Annotated in this window: 15 protein-coding genes and 5 tRNA genes; 12 read left to right on the top strand and 8 right to left on the bottom strand. The window is 46.3% G+C overall.

Features of this window, described 5'->3' with window-relative positions:
- The first annotated feature begins 90 nt into the window (after positions 1–90).
- Entirely contained in the window at positions 91–2,106 is a 2,016-nt protein-coding gene (gene rep / locus EX191_RS19740) for a DNA helicase Rep (protein WP_193448321.1), read from the top strand.
- Between the two features lie 73 nt (positions 2,107–2,179).
- On the opposite strand, the gene EX191_RS19735 is transcribed toward rep, so the two are convergent.
- Positions 2,180–2,593 carry a c-type cytochrome gene (locus EX191_RS19735; protein WP_012841248.1) on the bottom strand — a complete coding sequence of 138 codons (414 nt, stop codon included), beginning with the start codon at positions 2,591–2,593 and terminating at the stop codon, positions 2,180–2,182.
- Between the two features lie 335 nt (positions 2,594–2,928).
- On the opposite strand from EX191_RS19735, the gene EX191_RS19730 reads away from it, so the two are divergent.
- From EX191_RS19730 to EX191_RS19710, 5 genes are all read left to right on the top strand, one after another.
- Positions 2,929–3,005: transfer RNA gene (locus EX191_RS19730), tRNA-Arg, on the top strand.
- A gap of 34 nt (positions 3,006–3,039) precedes the next feature.
- Positions 3,040–3,115, top strand: a tRNA-His gene (locus EX191_RS19725).
- A 69-nt stretch (positions 3,116–3,184) separates the two neighbouring features.
- Positions 3,185–3,261 (top strand) — tRNA-Pro (locus EX191_RS19720).
- A gap of 46 nt (positions 3,262–3,307) precedes the next feature.
- Positions 3,308–3,383, top strand: a tRNA-His gene (locus EX191_RS19715).
- A 24-nt stretch (positions 3,384–3,407) separates the two neighbouring features.
- Positions 3,408–3,484 (top strand) — tRNA-Pro (locus EX191_RS19710).
- A gap of 340 nt (positions 3,485–3,824) precedes the next feature.
- Here EX191_RS19710 and EX191_RS19705 read toward each other — a convergent pair.
- Positions 3,825–4,550: an HAD family hydrolase gene (locus EX191_RS19705; RefSeq protein WP_005394354.1), complete on the bottom strand. Its 726-nt coding sequence runs from the start codon at positions 4,548–4,550 to the stop codon at positions 3,825–3,827.
- A 662-nt stretch (positions 4,551–5,212) separates the two neighbouring features.
- Here EX191_RS19705 and EX191_RS19700 point away from each other — a divergent pair.
- The 5 genes from EX191_RS19700 to EX191_RS19680 all read left to right on the top strand — a co-directional run bounded on the left by EX191_RS19700 (position 5,213) and on the right by EX191_RS19680 (position 11,828).
- Complete coding sequence (locus EX191_RS19700; protein WP_193448320.1) at positions 5,213–6,928, top strand: dipeptide ABC transporter ATP-binding protein; 1,716 nt, start codon at positions 5,213–5,215, stop codon at positions 6,926–6,928.
- A gap of 92 nt (positions 6,929–7,020) precedes the next feature.
- Positions 7,021–8,574 (top strand): ABC transporter substrate-binding protein, encoded by a 1,554-nt coding sequence (locus tag EX191_RS19695; protein ID WP_046874194.1) that lies wholly within the window; start codon positions 7,021–7,023, stop codon positions 8,572–8,574.
- Positions 8,575–8,720: 146 nt separating this feature from the next.
- Positions 8,721–9,698: an ABC transporter permease gene (locus tag EX191_RS19690; RefSeq protein ID WP_031780394.1), complete on the top strand. Its 978-nt coding sequence runs from the start codon at positions 8,721–8,723 to the stop codon at positions 9,696–9,698.
- 2 nt (positions 9,699–9,700) lie between these two features.
- Positions 9,701–10,657 carry an ABC transporter permease gene (locus EX191_RS19685; protein ID WP_005394358.1) on the top strand — a complete coding sequence of 319 codons (957 nt, stop codon included), beginning with the start codon at positions 9,701–9,703 and terminating at the stop codon, positions 10,655–10,657.
- A gap of 157 nt (positions 10,658–10,814) precedes the next feature.
- Positions 10,815–11,828 carry an SPOR domain-containing protein gene (locus tag EX191_RS19680; protein ID WP_193448319.1) on the top strand — a complete coding sequence of 338 codons (1,014 nt, stop codon included), beginning with the start codon at positions 10,815–10,817 and terminating at the stop codon, positions 11,826–11,828.
- A gap of 75 nt (positions 11,829–11,903) precedes the next feature.
- On the opposite strand, the gene EX191_RS19675 is transcribed toward EX191_RS19680, so the two are convergent.
- From EX191_RS19675 to EX191_RS19650, 6 genes are all read right to left on the bottom strand, one after another.
- Complete coding sequence (locus EX191_RS19675; RefSeq protein WP_012841245.1) at positions 11,904–12,047, bottom strand: hypothetical protein; 144 nt, start codon at positions 12,045–12,047, stop codon at positions 11,904–11,906.
- Positions 12,037–14,358 (bottom strand): acid phosphatase, encoded by a 2,322-nt coding sequence (locus tag EX191_RS19670; protein ID WP_193448318.1) that lies wholly within the window; start codon positions 14,356–14,358, stop codon positions 12,037–12,039. Before EX191_RS19670 ends, EX191_RS19675 begins: the two co-directional genes overlap by 11 nt.
- Positions 14,359–14,620: 262 nt before the next feature.
- Positions 14,621–16,189 carry a hypothetical protein gene (locus EX191_RS19665; RefSeq protein ID WP_193448322.1) on the bottom strand — a complete coding sequence of 523 codons (1,569 nt, stop codon included), beginning with the start codon at positions 16,187–16,189 and terminating at the stop codon, positions 14,621–14,623.
- Between the two features lie 2 nt (positions 16,190–16,191).
- Positions 16,192–16,764: a sigma-70 family RNA polymerase sigma factor gene (locus tag EX191_RS19660; protein WP_065645797.1), complete on the bottom strand. Its 573-nt coding sequence runs from the start codon at positions 16,762–16,764 to the stop codon at positions 16,192–16,194.
- 2 nt (positions 16,765–16,766) lie between these two features.
- Positions 16,767–18,239 carry a chromosome partitioning protein ParA gene (locus tag EX191_RS19655; RefSeq protein WP_193448317.1) on the bottom strand — a complete coding sequence of 491 codons (1,473 nt, stop codon included), beginning with the start codon at positions 18,237–18,239 and terminating at the stop codon, positions 16,767–16,769.
- A gap of 13 nt (positions 18,240–18,252) precedes the next feature.
- Positions 18,253–19,605: a protein kinase domain-containing protein gene (locus EX191_RS19650; protein ID WP_193448316.1), complete on the bottom strand. Its 1,353-nt coding sequence runs from the start codon at positions 19,603–19,605 to the stop codon at positions 18,253–18,255.
- 219 nt (positions 19,606–19,824) lie between these two features.
- Between EX191_RS19650 and EX191_RS19645 the strand changes: the two genes are divergently transcribed.
- Positions 19,825–20,832, top strand: coding sequence for a LacI family DNA-binding transcriptional regulator (locus EX191_RS19645; RefSeq protein WP_005394370.1), 1,008 nt, complete (start codon positions 19,825–19,827; stop codon positions 20,830–20,832).
- Positions 20,833–20,879: the final 47 nt, after the last annotated feature.

The following is a 20,879-nucleotide window of genomic DNA, read 5'->3' as shown; positions in this document are numbered from 1 at the left end:
TTGGTATGAAAATTACAAGAAATCAGCGTAGCTTTCACGAGGCCACCCCTTTATCATAGGCGCCACATTTATCACCCGCAGAGAATTTCTATGAAGCTGAACCCTAGTCAAGATGAAGCCGTGAAATACGTGTCTGGTCCATGCCTAGTGCTAGCTGGTGCTGGCTCGGGCAAAACTCGTGTTATTACCAATAAAATCGCTTATCTGGTTCAGCAATGTGGCTACAAAGCGCGTAATATTGCAGCGGTGACGTTTACCAACAAAGCGGCGCGTGAGATGAAAGAACGTGCCGGCCAAACGTTGGGGAAAGCCGAGTCTAAAGGTTTGATGGTATCAACGTTCCACACCTTGGGATTAAACATCATCAAACGCGAATACAAGCATTTAGGGTTGAAAGCGGGCTTTTCACTGTTTGATGACCAAGACCAACTGGCGCTACTCAAGGAACTTACCGAAAAGCAGCTTGATGGTGATAAAGATCTGCTACGTCAGCTTCTGAGTTGTATTTCCAATTGGAAAAACGACATGTTGACGCCAGAGCAAGCCAAAGCGCGTGCGCAAGGTGAGCAGCAACAATTGTTTGCGTTCTGCTTTGATATGTACCAAAAGCAAATGAAAGCCTATAACGCGCTCGATTTTGATGACCTAATTTTGATGCCCGTCTTACTCTTGCGCAATCATGAAGACGTTCGTCAACGTTGGCAGAACCGTATCCGCTATCTGTTGGTCGATGAGTACCAAGATACCAACACGAGCCAATATGAGTTGGTGAAATTAATCGTCGGTGAACGTGGGCGATTGACGGTCGTAGGAGATGATGACCAGTCCATTTATTCATGGCGTGGTGCGAAGCCTCAGAACCTAGTCTTGCTGGGTGAAGATTACCCGAATTTGCGATTGATTAAGTTGGAGCAAAACTACCGCTCTACGAGTCGAATCCTGCGTGCGGCCAACATTTTGATAGCCAACAACCCTCACGTCTATGAGAAGTCCTTATTTTCAGAAATTCCTGACGGTGAAAAACTCAAAGTGTTGTTGGCTAAAAATGAAGAGCACGAGGCTGAGCGTGTCACGGGGGAGTTGATTGCACACAAATTCTTGAATCGAACCGACTATCGTGATTACGCAATTTTGTACCGTGGTAACCACCAATCGCGCTTAATTGAAAAGTCTCTGATGCAAAACCGTGTGCCGTATAAAATTTCTGGCGGCACCTCGTTTTTTGCACGCGCAGAAATTAAAGACATCATGGCGTATTTGCGTGTTTTGGTTAATCCAGATGACGACAATGCATTCTTACGTATTGTGAATACACCACGACGTGAAATTGGCCCAGTAACGTTAGAAAAGCTAGGCAGTTATGCCAATATGCGTGGGAAGAGCCTGTTTGAGTCGAGTTTTGAAATGGGGCTCGAACAGCACTTAACGGGACGCGGCCTGGAAAACTTACGTCGTTTCACCCAATGGTTAGTGGCGATTGCTGACCAAGCTGAGCGTGGTGATACCGTCGAAGCGGTTCGCTCGCTAGTTCGCGATATCCATTATGAAGATTGGCTATACGAAACTTCAGCAAGCCCGAAAGCCGCTGAAATGCGAATGAAGAACGTTTCTGATCTTTACTCGTGGATAGTGGCGGACCTAGAAGGTGACAACTACGATCAAGAAGAGAAAACGTTAAAAGAAGTCGTTCAACGTTTGACCTTGCGTGACATGATGGAACGTGGCGAAGAAGATGAAGACAGCGATGCAGTACAACTGATGACGCTGCACGCATCAAAAGGCCTTGAGTTCCCATATGTATACTTAATTGGGTCTGAAGAAGGTATTTTACCGCACCAAACCAGTATTGATGAAGACAACGTCGAAGAAGAGCGTCGTCTGATGTATGTTGGCATTACCCGTGCGCAGCGTGAACTGACTTTCACTATGTGCAAAGAGCGTCGACAGTTCGGCGAGTTGATCAAACCGACTCAAAGCCGCTTTTTGGATGAGCTGCCATTTGATGACGTTGAATGGGAAGTGAATAAAAAGCCAGTATCAGCAGAAGAGCGTATGGCGAAAGGTCAGGCACACATTGCCAATATTCGAGCAATGTTTAAGAAGTAGAGTAACCTTGTTCTCACTGACTAAACACAAAAAGGCTTGCCAGTTGGCAAGCCTTTTTCGTTGATGTCTTTACTTATAGACCTTCAATCATGTGGTCGATTGCTGCGATGATTTCATCGTCAGAACAGTCCATACAGGTACCTTTGGCAGGCATCGCATTGAAGCCTTCTAACGCGTGCTTCACTAACGTCTCTTTGCCTTGTGCAATACGCGGTGCCCAGTCATCGGCATTACCTGTTTTAGGTGCGCCGTTTACACCAGATGCGTGACAAGCAATACAAAAAGTACCATAAACTGTGGCGCCATCACGTGGACCGGTTGGTTCTTCTTTCACTGGCTCAGAACCCGCTAGATAAACATCACCGACAGGTTGGATGCGTTCTGCGATCGCATCGTATTCAGTTTGGCTGATGTCAGAAGCTAAAGCTGCCGTAGAAAACGTTAAGGCAGCGAACAAAACGCTAATCATTTGTCGAGACATATCCATTAAACCCACTTCACATTCCCGAGGTAAGTGACTTACCTATTTATATAGTTAGAGTATTAATGCCGAGCAGAGAAATCACTAAATTCCACTGAATGGCATAGAATGATTAGACAACTTGGTTGCAGCTGTTAAATCAATGTAAATAATGGGTGATTATATCCCGATAACTTGTTGCAATAAACAACAAGTTATCCATGACAGGGCGTGAATCACATCAAAAATTCAGTTTAAAGGAAGATAACTGTCGAAAAAGAGACCAAACGATAAAAAAAGTAAAAAAAGTACTAGACGGCATAGTGTGATATCCGTATTATTCCACTCCGCCGATAGGGCATGCGCCCGTAGCTCAGTTGGATAGAGCGTTGGCCTCCGGAGCCAAAGGTCGAAGGTTCGAATCCTTTCGGGCGTACCATTGCCTCGGAGGATACATCGGTAAAAAATCAGTGGTGGCTATAGCTCAGTTGGTAGAGCCCCGGATTGTGATTCCGGTTGTCGCGAGTTCAAGTCTCGTTAGCCACCCCATTCTTTCTTTTTTAGATTGAATGCGGTAGCATTGCTCCCAATCTTGATTAAATCAAGATAAAACATCGTCGGTGAATAGCGCAGTTTGGTAGCGCATCTGGTTTGGGACCAGAGGGTCGGGGGTTCGAATCCCTCTTCACCGACCACTATTTAGTTTATGGCTGTGATAGCGGTAAACATGACAATTTGATGGTGGCTATAGCTCAGTTGGTAGAGCCCCGGATTGTGATTCCGGTTGTCGCGAGTTCAAGTCTCGTTAGCCACCCCATTCTTTATTTAAAGAATATATGCTCGGTGAATAGCGCAGTTTGGTAGCGCATCTGGTTTGGGACCAGAGGGTCGGGGGTTCGAATCCCTCTTCACCGACCACTATTAGAAAGCCTGCTTTTTAGCAGGCTTTCGTCGTTTTAGAGTTTATGCTCTCGCTTGGACGACTATTAGTCGACAGTATTTCAAAGGATTTGAACCCAGATGGGGTTCGCCTGAAGTTAGAATTCGGCTCTTCACCGACCGCTATTTAGAGCCCCAGTCGAAAGACTGGGGCTTTTTTGCATCTATCCTCTTAAAAGCACCTGCATTCGATTTCAATTTCACCAAAAGTGTACAGCTCTAGGGGCTTTTGACCACCAATGATCCAAATGCTTTTCGAGCTGACAAAATAAACCCCAGAACGACGTCTGGGGCTTTGTGTTTTTCTAATCCGCTACTTTTATTGGGCGAGTGTTTTAAGGATTTCTCTCAGCTCTACCGTTTCTTGGATTTCAAAATTTGGCGTTATATCTGTTGAGTTACTTGCGCCTGTCGCATTTACCCACACACTCAAAATGCCCATATTGTTAGCGCCTGCTATATCTGCTGGTAAAGAGTCGCCAATGTGTAGGGCTTCTTCTGGTTTTACTTCGACCAAGTCGAGCGCTTTTTGGAAAATGCTCGCAGCGGGCTTCTCTTCAGGCTCTTCTCCCCCCACAATAATATGGTCCACCCAGTCGCTCATCTGTGTCGCGCTGAGTTTAGGGTGTTGAGAAAAAATCGGGCCGTTAGTGATCACGACGAGTTTATAATGCTGACGAAGGTCGCTGAGCATTTCTTTTACACCAGGGAAGAAAGTGAACGCGCCCATACGTGCAGAGTCAAAGTAGTCTTGAGCTTGTTGAGCCTCTTCGGCATTAATGCTGACTCCGTGCTCCGCCAATATATTTTGGATCAGGCCACAACGGAACGCGTTTTCATCAGGTAGCAGAGCCACAAGGTGAGGGAATTCCGCATTCAGCTTCTTGTACACACCCTGTAAGTAGCGCTGTAAAAAAGCTTGTGGTTCGGTAACTTGCGGGTAGGTCTTATGAATCCAAGTCGTAAACTTTTGTCCTGCAACTTTATCGGCTTGTGACGTCGCACATAAAGTCTCGTCCATATCAAAAAAAATCGCTTTAAGCACAGGGGCTCCTTTCATTTACAGCTTGGCTCTAACATTGATTATCTATTATCCCACTCTGAATTGTGCCGTAAAGGGTTAAAACCGACGTGTTTCACCTACAATGGGAGATTGATGGTAACCGCACTTTCTTTTGTTTAGTCAACAAACCGCTTAAGCGGCGCATAATCGTCGTCGACAGAGGATTTGTGTGGTTTTGCTGTTGTGTTCACGTTTTAGCCTATCCTTTCTCTTTCTAAGTTTGGCTTTTTATATTTGCCGACTATTTTATTAATAGTTTTTTATGTTGAAAAATTGCTTTTCGCATACGATATTGTTTGTTAAATGTTAACAATCACATATGAATAATGTGGGTAATGGTTCTGGTTGGCCCATGCTTATTTTTAGAGCATTTTTCTAGTTTTATTGGTGCATGGCGCACAAAAATAGTGTGATATGAAAATGGTTAAATACTTGTTAATGCATTTTTATTCGCTCATTGTGCGTTTATTTAATGTTTTCTCGGCGGAATATACTTTAATTGTTGCTTTTTTGTGTGATTTTTGCCAAATTGTTTCCGCATTAAGATTTCAGAGTATTATTCTGAATTTGAACGGATTCATTCAGGTGATGAATGGTGCCTTTGGCGCGATTCGATACCACAGACAAGGCAGTAGAGGTCTGAAATGTCACTATTAGAAGTGAAAAACCTTCGTATTGAATACCCATCCCGACACGGCGTTCACGCTGCCGTGAAGTCACTTTCTTTTCATATTGAACGTGGTGAAATCGTGGGTGTTGTTGGCGAATCAGGTGCGGGTAAATCCACCGTTGGTAACGCCGTTATTGATTTGCTTAGCCCTCCAGGTCGCGTTGCTAGCGGCGATGTTTTCTTGGATGGAAAAAAAATTTCTGGTTTATCACCAGAAGCGATGCGTAAGGTTCGCGGATCGAAGATTGGTTTTATTTTCCAAGATCCAATGACCTCACTTAACCCACTTTTTACGGTTGAGCAGCAGCTGAAAGAGACGATCCACGCCAACATGAAAGTCTCTGATGAAGAGGCGTATCAGCGTGCGCTTTCTCTAATGCAGCAAGTTGGCATCCCGCAGCCAGAAAACCGCTTAAAACAATACCCACACCAATTCTCTGGTGGTATGCGTCAGCGTGTCGTCATTGCGATTGCTTTGGCTGGTGAGCCAGATCTGATCATCGCCGATGAGCCAACTACGGCACTGGACGTATCAATCCAAGACCAAATCCTCAACTTGATCCGAGAATTGTGTATCAAGAATAATGTCGGCTGTATGCTGGTCACTCACGATATGGGTGTGGTCTCCAACGTCACTGACCGCGTCGCGGTAATGTATCGTGGTGACTTGGTGGAGTTTGGACCAACAGCCAAAGTGTTGGGCGATCCTGATCACTCCTATACTCGCAGCCTAATTTCAGCCGTTCCACGTTCAGACAGAAAGCTCGATCGCTTCCCTTTGGTCAGCTACATCGAAGAAGCGGCAGAAATGGAGCCACTCGACATCAAGAATCACTGGCTAGGACAAAGCCAGGATGAGCGCGAGTACACAGGCCCGCTTTTGGACGTGAAGAACGTTAATCTGCGCTTTGTCACCAAAGACTCTTTATTTGAAAGCCGTCGCGAATACGTGCAGGCATCCAATAATGTGAGCTTTGAAGTGCATGAAGGCGAAACCTTTGGTTTGGTGGGTGAGTCTGGCTCTGGTAAATCAACCATTGCGCGAGTTATTGCTGGTTTATACCAACCTAACTCTGGTCAGGTGAAGTTTGAGGGTATTGACCTGACAGCTTTAACCTCTGAGAAAGAACGCCGCCCAATGCGTCGTCAAATGCAGATGGTGTTCCAAAACCCGTATACCTCAATGAACCCTCGTATGAAGGTATTCGATATTATTGCTGAGCCAATCCGTTTTCATAAACTGACGAAAAACGAGTCGGAAACTCGCCAAATCGTGAATGACCTTCTCGATCATGTTGGTTTGGGTCGCATGGCTGGGCTTAAGTACCCTCATGAATTCTCCGGTGGTCAGCGTCAGCGTATTTCTATTGCGCGTGCGTTGGCGACTCGTCCTCGACTTTTGATTTGTGATGAACCGACATCGGCACTGGACGTATCGGTACAGGCACAAATTCTAAACTTGCTGAAAGATCTGCAAAGTGAGCTGAACTTGACTATGTTGTTTATCAGCCACGATTTACCTGTTATTCGCCAGATGTGTGACCGAGTAGGTGTGATGCAAATGGGTACACTTTTAGAAGTGGCACCAACAGAACAGTTATTTACGGCACCCCAACACGAATACAGCAAAAAATTGATTTCTCTGATGCCTGAATTTACAGGCTTGCGAGAAGAGATCGAGACGGCATAAACCAAGCACCTCGCTTGGCTAACCTTTAGTCATAACAAAGACGCAAACACAACAACAAGGGATCCGTATCCCCGCATGAAGGAGTTATGCAAATGAAAACCATGAAAAGCAAATTAGCAGTGGCGCTAATGGCGGCGGGCCTAAGCTTTAATGCACTGGCAGCAGATATCAAAGTTGGCTACGCAGCTGACCCAGTATCGCTTGACCCACATGAGCAGCTATCAGGTGGCACACTGCAAATGTCACACATGGTATTTGATCCGTTAGTTCGCTTTACTCAAAAAATGGATTTCGAACCTCGTCTAGCAGAGAGCTGGGAGCGCATTAACGACACTACCGTTCGTTTTAAATTGCGTGAAGGTGTGAAATTCCACTCTGGTAATACCCTAACGGCTGACGACGTTGTATGGACGTTTGAGCGTCTACAAAGTTCTCCTGATTTTAAAAACATTTTCGACCCGTACGAGAAAATCGTCAAAGTGGACGACAACACGTTCGATCTTGTAACCAAAGGTCCTTACCCACTAGTGCTGCAAACTGCAACGTACATTTTCCCTATGGACAGCAAGTTCTACACGGGTAAAACAGCGGACGGCAAAGACAAGTCTGAACTAGTGAAGCACGGTAACTCATTCGCATCGACTAACGTTTCTGGCACGGGTCCATTCATCGTGACATCACGTGAGCAGGGCGTAAAAGTGGAATTTGAACGCTTTAAAGATTACTGGGACAAAGAGTCGAAAGGTAACGTTGATAAGCTAACGCTTGTACCAATCAAAGAAGACGCGACTCGTGTAGCTGCGCTACTTTCTGGCGGCGTTGACATGATTCACCCGGTAGCACCAAACGATCACAAACGTGTGAAAGACGCAGACGGCATCGACCTAGTCACGCTACCAGGTACTCGTATCATCACGTTCCAACTAAACCAAAACAGCAACGAAGCACTGAAAGACGTTCGCGTTCGCCAAGCGATTGTTCACGCAATCAACAACGAAGGCATCGTGAAGAAAATCATGAAAGGCTTCGCGACAGCAGCTGGTCAGCAGAGTCCAACTGGCTACGTTGGTCACGATGACAAGCTAGTACCTCGCTACGATCTGAAGAAAGCAAAACAACTGATGAAAGAAGCGGGTTACGAAGACGGCCTTACTCTAACTATGATTGCGCCAAACAACCGCTACGTAAACGATGCGAAAGTAGCGCAAGCGGCGGCGGCAATGTTGTCTAAGATTGGCATCAAGGTTGATCTGAAAACCATGCCTAAAGCGCAATACTGGCCTGAGTTTGATAAGTGTGCGGCAGACATGCTGATGATCGGTTGGCACTCGGATACAGAGGACTCGGCAAACTTCAACGAGTTCCTAACTATGACTCGTAACGAAGAAACCGGTCGTGGTCAGTACAACTGTGGTCACTACTCAAACCCAGAAATGGACAAAGTAGTAGAAGCAGCTAACGTTGAGACGGACCCTGCGAAACGTGCAGCAATGCTGAAAGGTGTCGAAGCGACGCTATACAACGATGCCGCATTCGTACCGCTACACTGGCAAAGTGAAGCGTGGGGCGCGAAGTCTAACGTGAAAGCTGCAGACATCGTGAACCCAATGGTAATGCCTTACTTTGGCGACCTAGTTGTCGAGTAATCATACTTAGTCATGACAGAGAGGGGCGCCAGTCCTTCTCTGTTTTCGACACTTGGCTCGGTTTTGTTTCAGTCGGATTGAGCCAGTTTTACAGACTGAATTTTCTCTCTAAGTTTAGAGATCTATGGATAGTTAAGGGGCAAGGAATGTTTTCGTTTCTGGTCAAGCGCCTGTTTCAGGCACTGATAGTGATGTTTGTGATCAGTTTGGTGGCGTTTGCCATTCAGGACAACCTGGGTGATCCGCTGCGTGAGCTTGTAGGTCAGTCGGTTTCGGAGTCGGAGCGCCAAGCGCTACGCGACGAATTGGGCCTGAACGATCCCTTTATCACAAAGTACACGCGCTTTGTGGGTAATGCACTGCAAGGTGATTTGGGTACATCATACTTTTTCAAGCGACCTGCGGTTGAGGTGATCCTCGATAAGCTGGTGGCAACATTAGAGCTCGTGTTTGGCGCGACGCTCATTATTATCGTTTTCTCTATACCACTCGGGGTGTATTCCGCGATTCACCCGAAGAGTGTCTTTACCAAATTTGTTATGGCGATGAGTAGTGTCGGCATCTCGATTCCGGTGTTCCTAACCGCGATCATGCTGATGTACGTCTTCTCCATCGAACTCGGCTGGCTGCCTTCCTACGGGCGAGGTGAAACTGCTAACGTGCTTGGTTGGGAATCAGGCTTCTTTACCATCGATGGTATTAAGCACCTTATCCTGCCGTGTATTGCGCTAGCGTCTATCATGCTGCCGTTGTTTATCCGTTTAGTACGTTCAGAAATGTTGGAGGTGCTGAGTTCGGAGTATATTAAGTTCGCCAAAGCCAAAGGTTTGAACTTACAAAAGATTTATTACCAACATGCACTTAAGAACACCATGCTGCCAGTACTGACGGTAGGTGGCGTGCAGATTGGTACCATGGTGGCTTACACCATCCTAACCGAAACCGTATTCCAGTGGCCGGGTACAGGCTTTCTTTTCCTAGAGGCAATCAACCGTGTCGATACACCGTTGATTACAGCTTACGTTATCTTTGTTGGTCTGATTTTCGTGGTAACCAATACCATCGTTGATTTGCTGTACGGCATCATCAACCCAACTGTGAACTTAACTGGAAAAGGAGCTTAATCATGAGCCAATCAAATGTAACACCAGCTCCTGAAGCCGCTCCATCAGCATGGCAGCGTTTTAAAGAGTCGGACTTCTTGTATTACTTCAAGCGCGACAAAGTGGCGATGGCAAGTTTTACGGTCTTTATGATGTTCTTAGTGTTGGCATTAGCTGCGCCAATTCTAGCTCCGACTGACCCGTATGATCTGACGTCTATCGACATCATGGATTCAGAGCTACCACCGTCTTGGATGGAAGAGGGCGATGAGCGTTTTGTTCTTGGTACTGATGAGCAAGGCCGTGATATTTTATCGACCATTCTTTATGGTTCTCGTCTGTCTTTGACGATCGGCTTTTTAGCCGTCGGTCTTCAGTTGATTCTGGGTATCATCATTGGTTTGTCGGCGGGTTACTTCGGTGGTCGTATCGATAGCTTCTTGATGCGCTTTGCGGATGTTCAACTATCGTTCTCAACCATGATGGTGGCGATCATCGTATCGGCCATTTTCAAAGCCAGCTTTGGCAGCGATTTTTACAGCCAATATGCGGTGGTGATGCTGGTGGTGATCATCGGTGTGGCTGAATGGCCGCAATACGCACGTACCATTCGTGCTTCAGTACTGGCTGAGAAGAAGAAGGAATACGTAGAAGCGGCACGAGTGATGGGCTTTAAAGCGCCACGCATCATGTTCCGTCACATCCTGCCAAACTGTCTATCACCAATCTTGGTTATCTCGACGGTACAGGTAGCGAATGCGATCATGTCGGAAGCGGCACTGTCATTCCTAGGTTTGGGTCTTCCTGTTGATCAGCCGTCACTAGGTGCGCTGATCAGCATCGGCTTTAACTACATCTTCTCAGGTGCGTGGTGGATTACTGCATTCCCAGGCATCGTGTTGGTTACACTGGTTCTGGTTATCAACTTATTGGGTGACTGGTTACGAGATGTATTCAACCCGAAACTGTACAAAGGTTAAGAATTTTCCCGCCAAGCGTTGTAAATTCGCTTAATTCCTTCCTAAACTGAGAGCCGGATGCAAATTCCGGCTCTTTTTTTGCTAGTTATTCTTTGTTCACATTTTTTTGGCGCTTTGCCGCCATAATGACCTTACCCACTAATTTAGAGTGAAGTGTATGGAAATGAAGAAGGCACAACACCCATCTCGTATCTTCCAAGCAAGCCTAGCTTTCGGCTTGTTGCTGGTATGCGCCCAGTTTTCTAGCCCAGTATCGGCGGAGGAGTTCCTTTGCCAAGCTACTCAAGCGAGCGAGAAAGAACTGCCGATGCTTGAGAAAACGTGCCCAATTGGTAACGGAGTATGGGGAAAGAAAGTGCCGCAAGGAGGCAACTACCTCTACTGGATTCAATGCGGATTACTACCAAAGCCAATGTCACTCGCGAAAGCAAAGCCGCTTTACAGCAAGATTACGACTGACGTGTGGATGAAGCCGGAGTCCAAAGGTTATCGCTGTTTGATTGGGCCTTACAAAGATCTGTCTGATGCGAGAGGGGATTTGCGAGGAGTCAAAACCTTGTCGAATTACAAAGAGGCGTTCATCCGCGTGGTTGGAAAAGAGAATAAACAGTCTACGACACCATCTAAACCCGCTGTGCCGTCGAAATCAGCCGCATCTTCGGTTAAGCCAACACCGACGGTGACCCCGAAATCCGCGCCAGTTCCTGCCGTGCGAGCTGATACCGACGCCTTTACAGCGCCGGCAGAGAAGTCAAAGACCAAGGTAAAAAATACACGTGATAATTCTTCGTCCAAGCCTGCTGCTAAGACCAAAGCGAAGCCAGTTGTGAGCGGGAATGATGACATTGAAGTTCGGTTGAGAACCTCCTTACAAGGCAAAACGTACGTGGTGCCGTACTTACTCGACCACCACAATCAGTTTTACATGGAATACGGCAAGCCGTGGAATCGTCTCAACTACGAAAACTCGCAAAAAGTATGTCAGCAACTGGGTATGAGCTTAGCCAGCCCTGCAGAATTCAAAGTGTTGAGGGCGTCTGGTGTGATGGAAAAAAATCAATGGCCACTGCAACTGCCGTATTGGGGCAAAGGTAAGAAAGGTTTGTTCGCAGATCGTGAGCCAAACCAGCTCACCGGAACCTCATTATTGAACGTGGTGTGCGTGAAATAACGACTCAAATATTGCGGTCAAAAGATAGAAGAAAGCCCCGAGTTCGGGGCTTTTTTGCGGTCTCAAATATTATCGCTATTTGAGTGGCGTTTCTTTGTGACAGTTAGAGCAGATATACACTTCTTTGATGCCGACCAAGCGTTCCCAAAGCGTTCTGCGTCTTCTACGCAAATGCACGCTATCACAGCAAGGGTTAACGATGGTTGCTTTAGTCATCATCGCCAGGCTCCAAAATCGGGAGTGAACTCGCGATGCTTGTCATGGCTTCTTTGTTGTGAGAGTACAGACCATATTCCGGCGCGGATTCATGACCGTTTTGCTCTTTACTCCAACGAATACCGATGTAGAAGTCACCAAAATCACGGTTGATGTAACGATGACGAGTTTTGTAATCTGACTCTGAGCCTGTTTCTTTTAGAATCAGCAGCTCACGGCCTTCATCATTCTGGATTTCCCAATTACCTGGAGTTTGGAATCCTGTTGGCATGAACGACGTGTAGTTGTAAGTATCAGCGTTGTACTCGTACGTACCTGACGAGTATTTCAGGACTTTGTCGTCGCCCGAGCCTTTACTTTCTACCATCAAGTCATGCTCTACCGTGCCGTGTTTGATGTGTTCTGCAACCGAAAGTGATTCTGCGAATGGTGTGTTGCTTGAATCCATCCAGAACAGCTCATCATCTGAGATTTTAACGATCATCTGAGTGCCGTTATGCTCGGTTGTGTGCTGGTACAGCATTTCATACTCTTCGCCATAGCTGTTGTATAGCTTGCCGTCTTTCAGCTCGACGTCTTCACAGTCTTTATTGTGGTATTCCGCGTAACCAGTTTGTTGGTCCAGATCGGCAAGAATAGCGTAGGCATCGTGTTCCCATGTGTTTTCTAGGAAGTCGCTGATGCTCGCTTTGTACTCTTGATTCATCTCATCATGGTTTGAGCCCCAGCAGAATAGTAGGCCTTCAGAGTCTTGCATCAACATGGCATAGCCAATTTCACCGTCTTTTTGTGCAAAGCTACCCATTTTCCACTCTTGGCCGTTGAAGTGCTCTTGAGTGAAGCCCAAAGTCGGCACTACTGGTGGTGGCGTGACGCCTTCGATAACCGTTGGCATGCTGAGCGCAATCTGTACCGCGGTATGGCCATCTGTTGCGCTAATCGCAAGTGCTGCACCAGCTTCGCTCGCTTTTGTCGGTGTGCCTTTAATGGTGACAATCGCATTACCATCCTCAGATACTGTTAGACCTTCAATGTCCACATAGTCCGCTGAGTAGTCGGTGATATGACCGTCTTTATCTTGGAACAAGTTAGAAATATCGAGCGTTTGCTCAAATACTTCACCTTGTTGTAGGTACCAACCATCAACGATGGACTGTAGATGCGCTTGTTCTGTTTCTACAACCATTGGTGGTAAGTTTGCCGATTCGATTTCGAACTTAAATACGGTGCTTACCGTACCCAAAACCTTACCTAAAGAATCAATGTCTTGCGCCGTTAGAACTATCTCAAAATCACCAGCTTTTTCTACGATAGCAGTCGGATATAGAACAATCAGGTTGCCAGTTTGCGCAACTTCAATGCCTGTGCCTGCTAAGTTGTGCGTCAGTTTGGTTGTCACAAGGTTTTGGTCTTTGTCTGTGAAAAGACCTTCGATGTTTAGTTCAACGCCATCAAAGCCTGCGCCTTGTACGATTTTTGGTAATTTGCCAAGCTTATCTTTAGCAGCCTCTTCGACGGTTTCGTTTACGGTTAGCTTGTTATTGATTGCCGTTTCAGGTGCTAAGTTGTCGCTATTTGGGGTCGCGTCAGTGATGATTGGACGTAGACTTGGGTCATTGATGTTTTCGCCAGATGCAACAAGACGTTCCACTTCTTGGTTTGCCGCTTGAGCAAATTCAGTGGCCTTTTTCTCGTAGTTAGCTGGGTTTTGCGCTTTTGAGTCGGTCAGAATCTGAGCGGTTTTATGTAGTTCGGCGTTTTTTGTCGCACCTTCAACAAAATCACTGTACAGATCAATTGGTGCTTCTTCTGAGCCTCCTAGCGCTTGGTTTACCTTGGCTTTTGCGTCTTCTTCACTAATGGATGGATCTTTTGCCATTTCAATCGCAACAAGGTCTGTGATAGGTGAAATCACGTTTGACGATGTTGGTGCACGGAACACGACTTCGTGGGCCATGGCTTGGCCTGGATGATCCATATCAACCGTGTATTTGCCAGCGTACTCTTTAGCATCCAAAGCGATAAGCTGTTTCTGCTTTGCACCGTTTGGTGTAATGGTCTGCAGTGCTAGAGTGTTTTCTGGTTTTGCATCCAATTTAAGCTGACCTTTCTCATCGGTCAGACCAAGGAATGTTTCTTGAGTGTCCCATTGGCCGTTGTTGTTCGTATCTTCAAAAACAACTGCATGTTTGAAGTAGCCGTCAAAGCCTGTGATCACAACACCGTTGTTAGCACTGTTTGAACCACCATCTGAACCGCCACAGCCAGTAAGAGCGATAGCCACTGACGCTGCTAATAAACTCACCTTATTCATTATTCATTTGTCCTTGTTTCGTTTCCGAATGAGAAAGTCGCTTTTTTATTGTTTTTATCTTTCAATCTCACTAGTGAGATTGAAGAGAGTGGTGTCTTTTTAATGACTATTGAGCCTAGGTTCAAGACACGAAAAACCGCACAAAACCCGTAAAATTTATTTCTATTTTTTGTCTATGATGGAAAATTGATAATTTGATCACGGTTCCAGTTTTATTTTGGGGATGATTGTTTTGTCAAAATAACCACCTGTAAAGAAAGGTTTATTGGGTGTTGGTAAGGACTGGGGCGTGATAAATCATGTTGATCTTAAATTCCTCAACGCGATCAGCGAGCTCAGGTTTTGGACGTAAAATGTAGCTATACACCTCGCCATCAAGTAGCTCGTCGTAAGGGGAATAGTTAAGATCAAACGATAACGATTGTTGTCCAGTAGCGGGGGTGCTGATGAACTCGTGGCAATCAATTTGGTAAGTCGGATCGTCTGGGTTAGGGTCTGATATGATGTCGATTTGATAGTCTCCTTGACCAGCAATGACGTGGCTGTGATACCAAATGGCGACATCGCTACAATACAGGTTAGGACCATAAGTGTGTAAATTGAAATCGGATTCGATGCTTTCACCATGAGGACCAATGACTTGAGTACCATAGTGATAAATATAATTGCCAACTTCAGCAACCAGATACCCCCCACTTGGGAGAGGTAGCAAATAATCAAAAAAGGAGATTTGATGCAGATATCGTCCAGTCGGTGCATTGATGCGTTTTTCCATCGATTGCTTGTTTTTTTGCATGGTGTAGCTTTCGAATTGTTTGCCATCAAATACGGTGGTGAAATAGTTCTGAGTCTCTTTATGAACCTGAGATGCGTATACCTTTTTGGTGGTCCAAATTTGGCGTACGCCGTGGACATAAACAATCAACGAGTCATCACTGATTTTGTACTCACCCACCTTTTTTAAGTCTCCCTTTTCAGGACACTGGTGTTTGTTGTTTGAGGCGGCATAACGTACCTCGTCATCTTCAAACTGAAACGCTTCGCAATACACCACTTCATACGCGTACGCGGTACCGCCAAGATTTTGCGTCGTCTCCAAGCGATAGACAATGTCGCCAATTAACGGGTGTTCCGTGTCATTGTGACCTGGAGTGACAACAGGCAACTCAAAACGTGTTGTGACCCACGCATGGTCGCTGTCGCCGTGGTAATCATCACGCGCCGCTACCGCCAGGTATGTGGTGGTTTTAATGTTCTCTGGTGCACCTAGTACCATCATTTGTCCTTGGTTTAGCACCCTTAATCCATTGGCGTTTTCGAGCCAAATCCGAGTGGTGAGGAGATCACCATCCGGGTCTTCAAACAGTTGGTTAAGATTGAGCGAATAGCTAATCGGAGAGTTTTGGTTGAGCTCCCAAGCATAAATAATGGTTTGTAGCTGTTGTTCCACCGTGAGGTTGATGATGGGTTTATTGTTCTCTGATGGGTCCTCTTTTGAGCGGCTGTCTTCATAACCCACAGACGAGTCGTAAAAAGAGCCGTCTTCTGTAGTATGAAATGGGTTCGTAACTGGCCCTGGTTGTCCTAAAATGGCAGAATTGAAGGCGTCATCACCGTCTTTTGTGTGGGCGTTCTCCAACGCAGAACCTGTCAACGCTTGCTTTACTTCAACTAAAGATGTGCGCTCATATTGACGATGTGTTCGCGTGGTTGATTGGCTCGTGCTGTCTGATGAGTCCGCCGCGGATGCCAAGCTGGATTCGTCTGACATGCAGTATACGCCGAGCAAACCGACGCAGATTGCGCCGATTATCCAAAACTTTTTGCTTATCATTACGCGAGCGCCATTCGTGATTGCAACCAACTGCGAGAGAATTTTAGGTCTTTCTCTATTAAGCTCGCGCTGCACTCGAGTAGTTCACTGATTTCTTGGTTTTTCATTCCCATTAAATACTTGAGTTTGAGTGCACTTGATTGGCGTGGGTAACGGCTACTGAAGTTATCCAGAGCTTTATCCATAATGATCAATTGTTCGAAGCGATCTTCTTCATCTCTCATCAATGTTATGTGTTGACGCTTTTGTGCTTGGTGCGAGCGTGCGTTATCGATCAAGATTTGACGCATCACTTTGGCAGCCATCAAAAAGAAATCACGTTTTGTTTCAATTTCACTCATGTCGCAGTTGGACATCTTCAGGTAAGCATCATGAATTAATGCTGTGGTGCTGTTGACGCTATCGGCCAATACTTTGTTGTCGGTGCCGTACTTTTCCGCGTTTCGTTCACGCTCGTGTTGGGCGATCTTACGTAACTGCAAATACGCAAATTGGTAGAGCTCACTCTCAGCTTGTTTATCACCAGATTGCCATTGTTGAATGATTTGTGTCAGTGCTACTGCTGTTGCCATGGTTATACATCCTCGCTCACTTTGACAAATTCAGAAATGGTATGGGTTTCAATGCGATCAGAGCCGTCTCGGTTGCGGAGAACATCTTGTTGATAGCGATATAAAATGCCTTGTTCCCAAGTTGCGCCAGCGGGCAGATATTCCCAAGTGGTGTAATTGATTTCGGCTGGGGTCGTTGACCAACGTACCATGACATTCATTTGCGCAAGCTCGGCTTTGGGTTCGTCATTGTTGACCCACCACATGTCCGCATACTCTTGGGTGACATCTTGGGTGTATAGGCTTGCGTCGGTTGGACAGGTGTCTGCATTGTGCGGCAGTCGCATGACTTGTTGGTGGCGCATCAATAGGCACGATTGTGTCATGGACTGCTGGTGGTATTGGGTCTGCTGCCATACCCCGAGGTAGTCGATGTCGTGTTCGTTCGTGTTGGGGTAGGTAAACCACAGCATTTCTGTACGATTGTGGTGGTGGATGTTTTTTTTACGCCCAAGGCCTTGTACTTTTTCCATCAGTAGCTCAGTACTTGGATCAAAGTTGAGTGCAACGGAGCGGTATTTCCAGTCGCCTTCATCATCAAAGTCTTCGAGAGAGAAGCCATTCAAATCGTTGCGGGTGCATCCAGTGATTGAGCAACCGACGATATTAAACCAATCCGCAAACTTGCTTATCGGTTCGACAACATCTTCCGTGATAGGGCGCTTCATCGAGAGGAAGCAACCTTGAAAATGATCGCCAATACTTGGATGTTCAATCAATGAATCTTTGGTGATGGTGAATCGAGTTTCACCAAACGGAGGGCGATATTTAGGATGATGTTGATAACGTAAATCGTAAGCACAAGCGCGGCCTTGCCAATCTTTCTTTTTGATCACGATGTTTTTGAACGTCATGCCGCGAGGTTCGAAGATGATCTCATCTGAGGCAAAGTTTTTCTCAATGTACAGCTGGCTTTCGTTTAAGTGCTCGATTGCCTCATCGACAGACACCCAGTCGAGATTGAGGTGACGTTTGGCGTCATCCAGATAATTGAGGTCAAGGCCCTTGAGCTGGTTTTGAAAGCGAGCATCAGACAACACGCGGTTGGCTAAGACAATTTCCTTACGATTTTCAGGCGTGCTGTCGAGAGAGAGCAGCAGGCGCGTCATATTGATGCTACGACTGGGTTTGGTTGTTGCCATCGTCGGTGTAAGCACTTCTTGGCTCGATAAGGTTGTCAGCAGATAACCCTTATCATCGTTGCCAAGGAAGAAGCTAATCACATCACCAGGTTGGTAGTGAAATGCCCCTTGTTGGGTAACGCCAGTGATATTGGAACTGGTTTTGTAATACAAGCCAGTCACCGGCGCATCGATAAAGTAGCCTTGCTTCAAGGATGAAGTGGGCGGGTGTGAAGTGGCAGCAGAAGTGTCTGCTGCTAACGTGGAGGTAGCCGTCAATGCAGACAGCCAAAATACCACTGAACGTGTATACATCTTGTTTTAAGCCTTATTGGTTGGTGCTGTCCTCAGACGCACAATTTGGCTGACAACTCATTGGAGTAGTTAGGTGCTTCTTTGGCACCGGTGTCATCATCGCCAACAACATTTTTTGTTTTATATGTTTGGGGATATCTGGATTAGAGAGTATCCGCCTTCGTGTTAACTCCATCATGGAGCTCACTGAGAGGTGTTCGACATTCTGCCCCTTCGCGTGGAAGATAAGGCGAGTCATTTCGTACATCATATCTTCTGCAATCTTCTTCTCTTGTTGCAGTTGGATATTCTTTTGCATCATGGCGCTGCCAAATAGCACACCTGATAGCACGATGATGCCTGACAATGCAGAAGCAAGAGGGCGCCGTTGCACCAAGCGAAAGGCGCTATACAAAGGCCAGTGTTTTTTCTGCTCGATAGGGCGACGTTCGATAATTCGCTCGATATCAATGCGTAGCGCTCGCACATCTGGGTATCGCACTTGGGTGGCTGGACGCGTCGCCCGTCTTATCACCCAATACACATCAGACCAAACCGCTGGTGATGGAAACATCAACGCGAGGATTTTGCCCAATGAATAAACATCGCTTTGTTCTGTCAGTACTTGTCCTGCCTGCTGCTCAGGGCTGGCAAAATTTTGGCTAAAAGCAAGCAGTGCCGAGGGTGAGCCCTCTCGGGTGGAGTGCGCTTTTTGAGTCAAGTTGAAGTCGAGCAGTTTGGGTCGTTTGCTACGATCGATCAGTATATTTTCTGGTTTTAGATCGGCATGCAAAACATGATGCTGGTGGGCGTGCTCCATCGCCTGACAAATCTGCTTAAACAGCAGCAGTTTTTCCGTCTTTTCCAGCTTATTTTCTGACAGGTATTCATCTAAGGTTTGACCAAATACCCGCTCCATCACGATGTAAACTGAATCTTGATGAAGGCCGCCATCAAACACTTTCGCTATGTACGGATGGTTTAGGCGCGCGAGCAGTTGTGCCTCATCGAAGAGTGCACGTTGTCCCAGCACATTACTCAAATTGCTTTGAATAAACTTGATGGCCAGATCTTGTTCGAACGTTTCATCTGCCCGTAGGGCGGCGTAAACGACACCCATGCCACCGCGACCCAACTCATGAGTTAGGCGATACTTACTGATGACTTCTCCGCTTAGATCGACGTCTCGGTTCGTAGCCTGGTGAGCACCAAAGTAAAGTAACTGCGTTAGTTGTTCTTCTGGTGTCTCATTGGCTAAAAGAGGAACGAGTTGTTGATACAGCTCAGGTTGACTTTGTTGCAATGCTTGGAGGTATTGCTGCTTTTGGGAGTCGTCCAGATCAAGCAAGTGATAGTAAATCTGGGTTTCGCTAGAGCCTAACTGCACTGTGCCTAATGTCTTATTCTTTTAGGTACGGCATTTTATAAGAACTTTGATATAAATGTCATTTATTTATTCGGCTTTGACTCACAATGTATGAAACGCAATTTGGTGGCTAATAGAATAATAACATCATGATTTTGCGAATTATTTTCACTGAGCTTGTCGGCAGGGAGTCTATTCGTCATAATGTTACTTGTAACATTACTGATAAATCGCATATTTATGGCTCAACAGAATAAGAAAACTCGCACGACATTGCAGGATGTCGCAGACCAAGTTGGCGTCACGAAGATGACGGTTTCACGTTATATGCGTAACCCTGAATCGGTGGCAGAAAAGACTCGTGCCAAGATTGCGACTGCGATTGAAGAGATGGGATACATCGAAAACCGCGCCCCCGCTATGTTGTCTAAGTCGTCCAGTAAAGCCATTGGTATTTTACTGCCCTCATTGTCCAACCAAATTTTTGCTTCCTTTGTTCAGGGCATAGAGATGGTGACCAAAGCCAATGGCTATGAGACGCTTTTAGCGCATTTTAGCTACGATGAGCTTGAAGAAGAACGCAAGATCGCATCATTACTCTCTTATCAGGTCGATGGACTTATTCTCACTGAAAGCCATCATACGCCGCGTACATTGCAAATGATAAAAAATGCAGGGATCCCTGTAGTGGAAACGATGGAACTACCACCAAAGCCGATTGATATGGCGGTTGGGCTAGATCATGAAGATGCCTCGTACACAGCGGTTAAGCAGATGTTAGATTCAGGTAAGCGTACAATCGTTTATTTTGGGGCGCGTTTGGATACGCGAACCAAGCTGCGTATGCAAGGTTATGATCGCGCGATGACGGAAGCAGGGCTAGAACCTAAGCACGTATTAACGGGTGACCACTCTAGCTTCTCTTTAGCGCATGATTTGCTTGAACGCGCGCTAGAAACTCACCCAACGCTTGATGGCGTATTCTGTACCAACGATGACATCGCGATAGGGACCATGCTGAGCGCGCAACAACGTGGCATTCAAGTTCCGCAGCAGCTGGCGGTTGTGGGCTATAACGCGCTGGATATTGGTCAAACCATCAGCCCGAAACTGACTAGCGTCGATACACCGCGTTTCAAAATCGGTGAAAAGAGCGCAGAGCTTTTGATCGCGCGTCTGAAAGGCGAAGCGCAAGAAGAAAAAGTGGTTGATATGGGGTATCAAATTACCTCCGGAGAGAGTGTTTAACTCGCAGTTATCCGCTCTCTGTATTCGCTCATCAATGGTATTAGCAG

The organism is Vibrio chemaguriensis, from assembly GCF_012275705.1.
In the GTDB taxonomy this organism is placed as follows: Bacteria; Pseudomonadota; Gammaproteobacteria; order Enterobacterales; family Vibrionaceae; genus Vibrio; species Vibrio diabolicus.
Note: the sequence above shows the minus strand (reverse complement) of the source record. Positions and strands in the feature narration are given on the sequence as shown.

Bases quoted from the DNA above. Each gene is read 5' to 3' on its own strand.
- rep (WP_193448321.1), top strand. From the start codon at position 91: ATGAAGCTGAACCCTAGTCAAGATGAAGCCGTGAAATACGTGTCTGGT.
- EX191_RS19735 (WP_012841248.1), bottom strand. From the start codon at position 2,593: ATGGATATGTCTCGACAAATGATTAGCGTTTTGTTCGCTGCCTTAACG.
- EX191_RS19700 (WP_193448320.1), top strand. From the start codon at position 5,213: ATGTCACTATTAGAAGTGAAAAACCTTCGTATTGAATACCCATCCCGA.
- EX191_RS19695 (WP_046874194.1), top strand. From the start codon at position 7,021: ATGAAAACCATGAAAAGCAAATTAGCAGTGGCGCTAATGGCGGCGGGC.
- EX191_RS19690 (WP_031780394.1), top strand. From the start codon at position 8,721: ATGTTTTCGTTTCTGGTCAAGCGCCTGTTTCAGGCACTGATAGTGATG.
- EX191_RS19685 (WP_005394358.1), top strand. From the start codon at position 9,701: ATGAGCCAATCAAATGTAACACCAGCTCCTGAAGCCGCTCCATCAGCA.
- EX191_RS19680 (WP_193448319.1), top strand. From the start codon at position 10,815: ATGGAAATGAAGAAGGCACAACACCCATCTCGTATCTTCCAAGCAAGC.
- EX191_RS19675 (WP_012841245.1), bottom strand. From the start codon at position 12,047: ATGATGACTAAAGCAACCATCGTTAACCCTTGCTGTGATAGCGTGCAT.
- EX191_RS19670 (WP_193448318.1), bottom strand. From the start codon at position 14,358: ATGAATAAGGTGAGTTTATTAGCAGCGTCAGTGGCTATCGCTCTTACT.
- EX191_RS19660 (WP_065645797.1), bottom strand. From the start codon at position 16,764: ATGGCAACAGCAGTAGCACTGACACAAATCATTCAACAATGGCAATCT.
- EX191_RS19655 (WP_193448317.1), bottom strand. From the start codon at position 18,239: ATGTATACACGTTCAGTGGTATTTTGGCTGTCTGCATTGACGGCTACC.
- EX191_RS19645 (WP_005394370.1), top strand. From the start codon at position 19,825: ATGGCTCAACAGAATAAGAAAACTCGCACGACATTGCAGGATGTCGCA.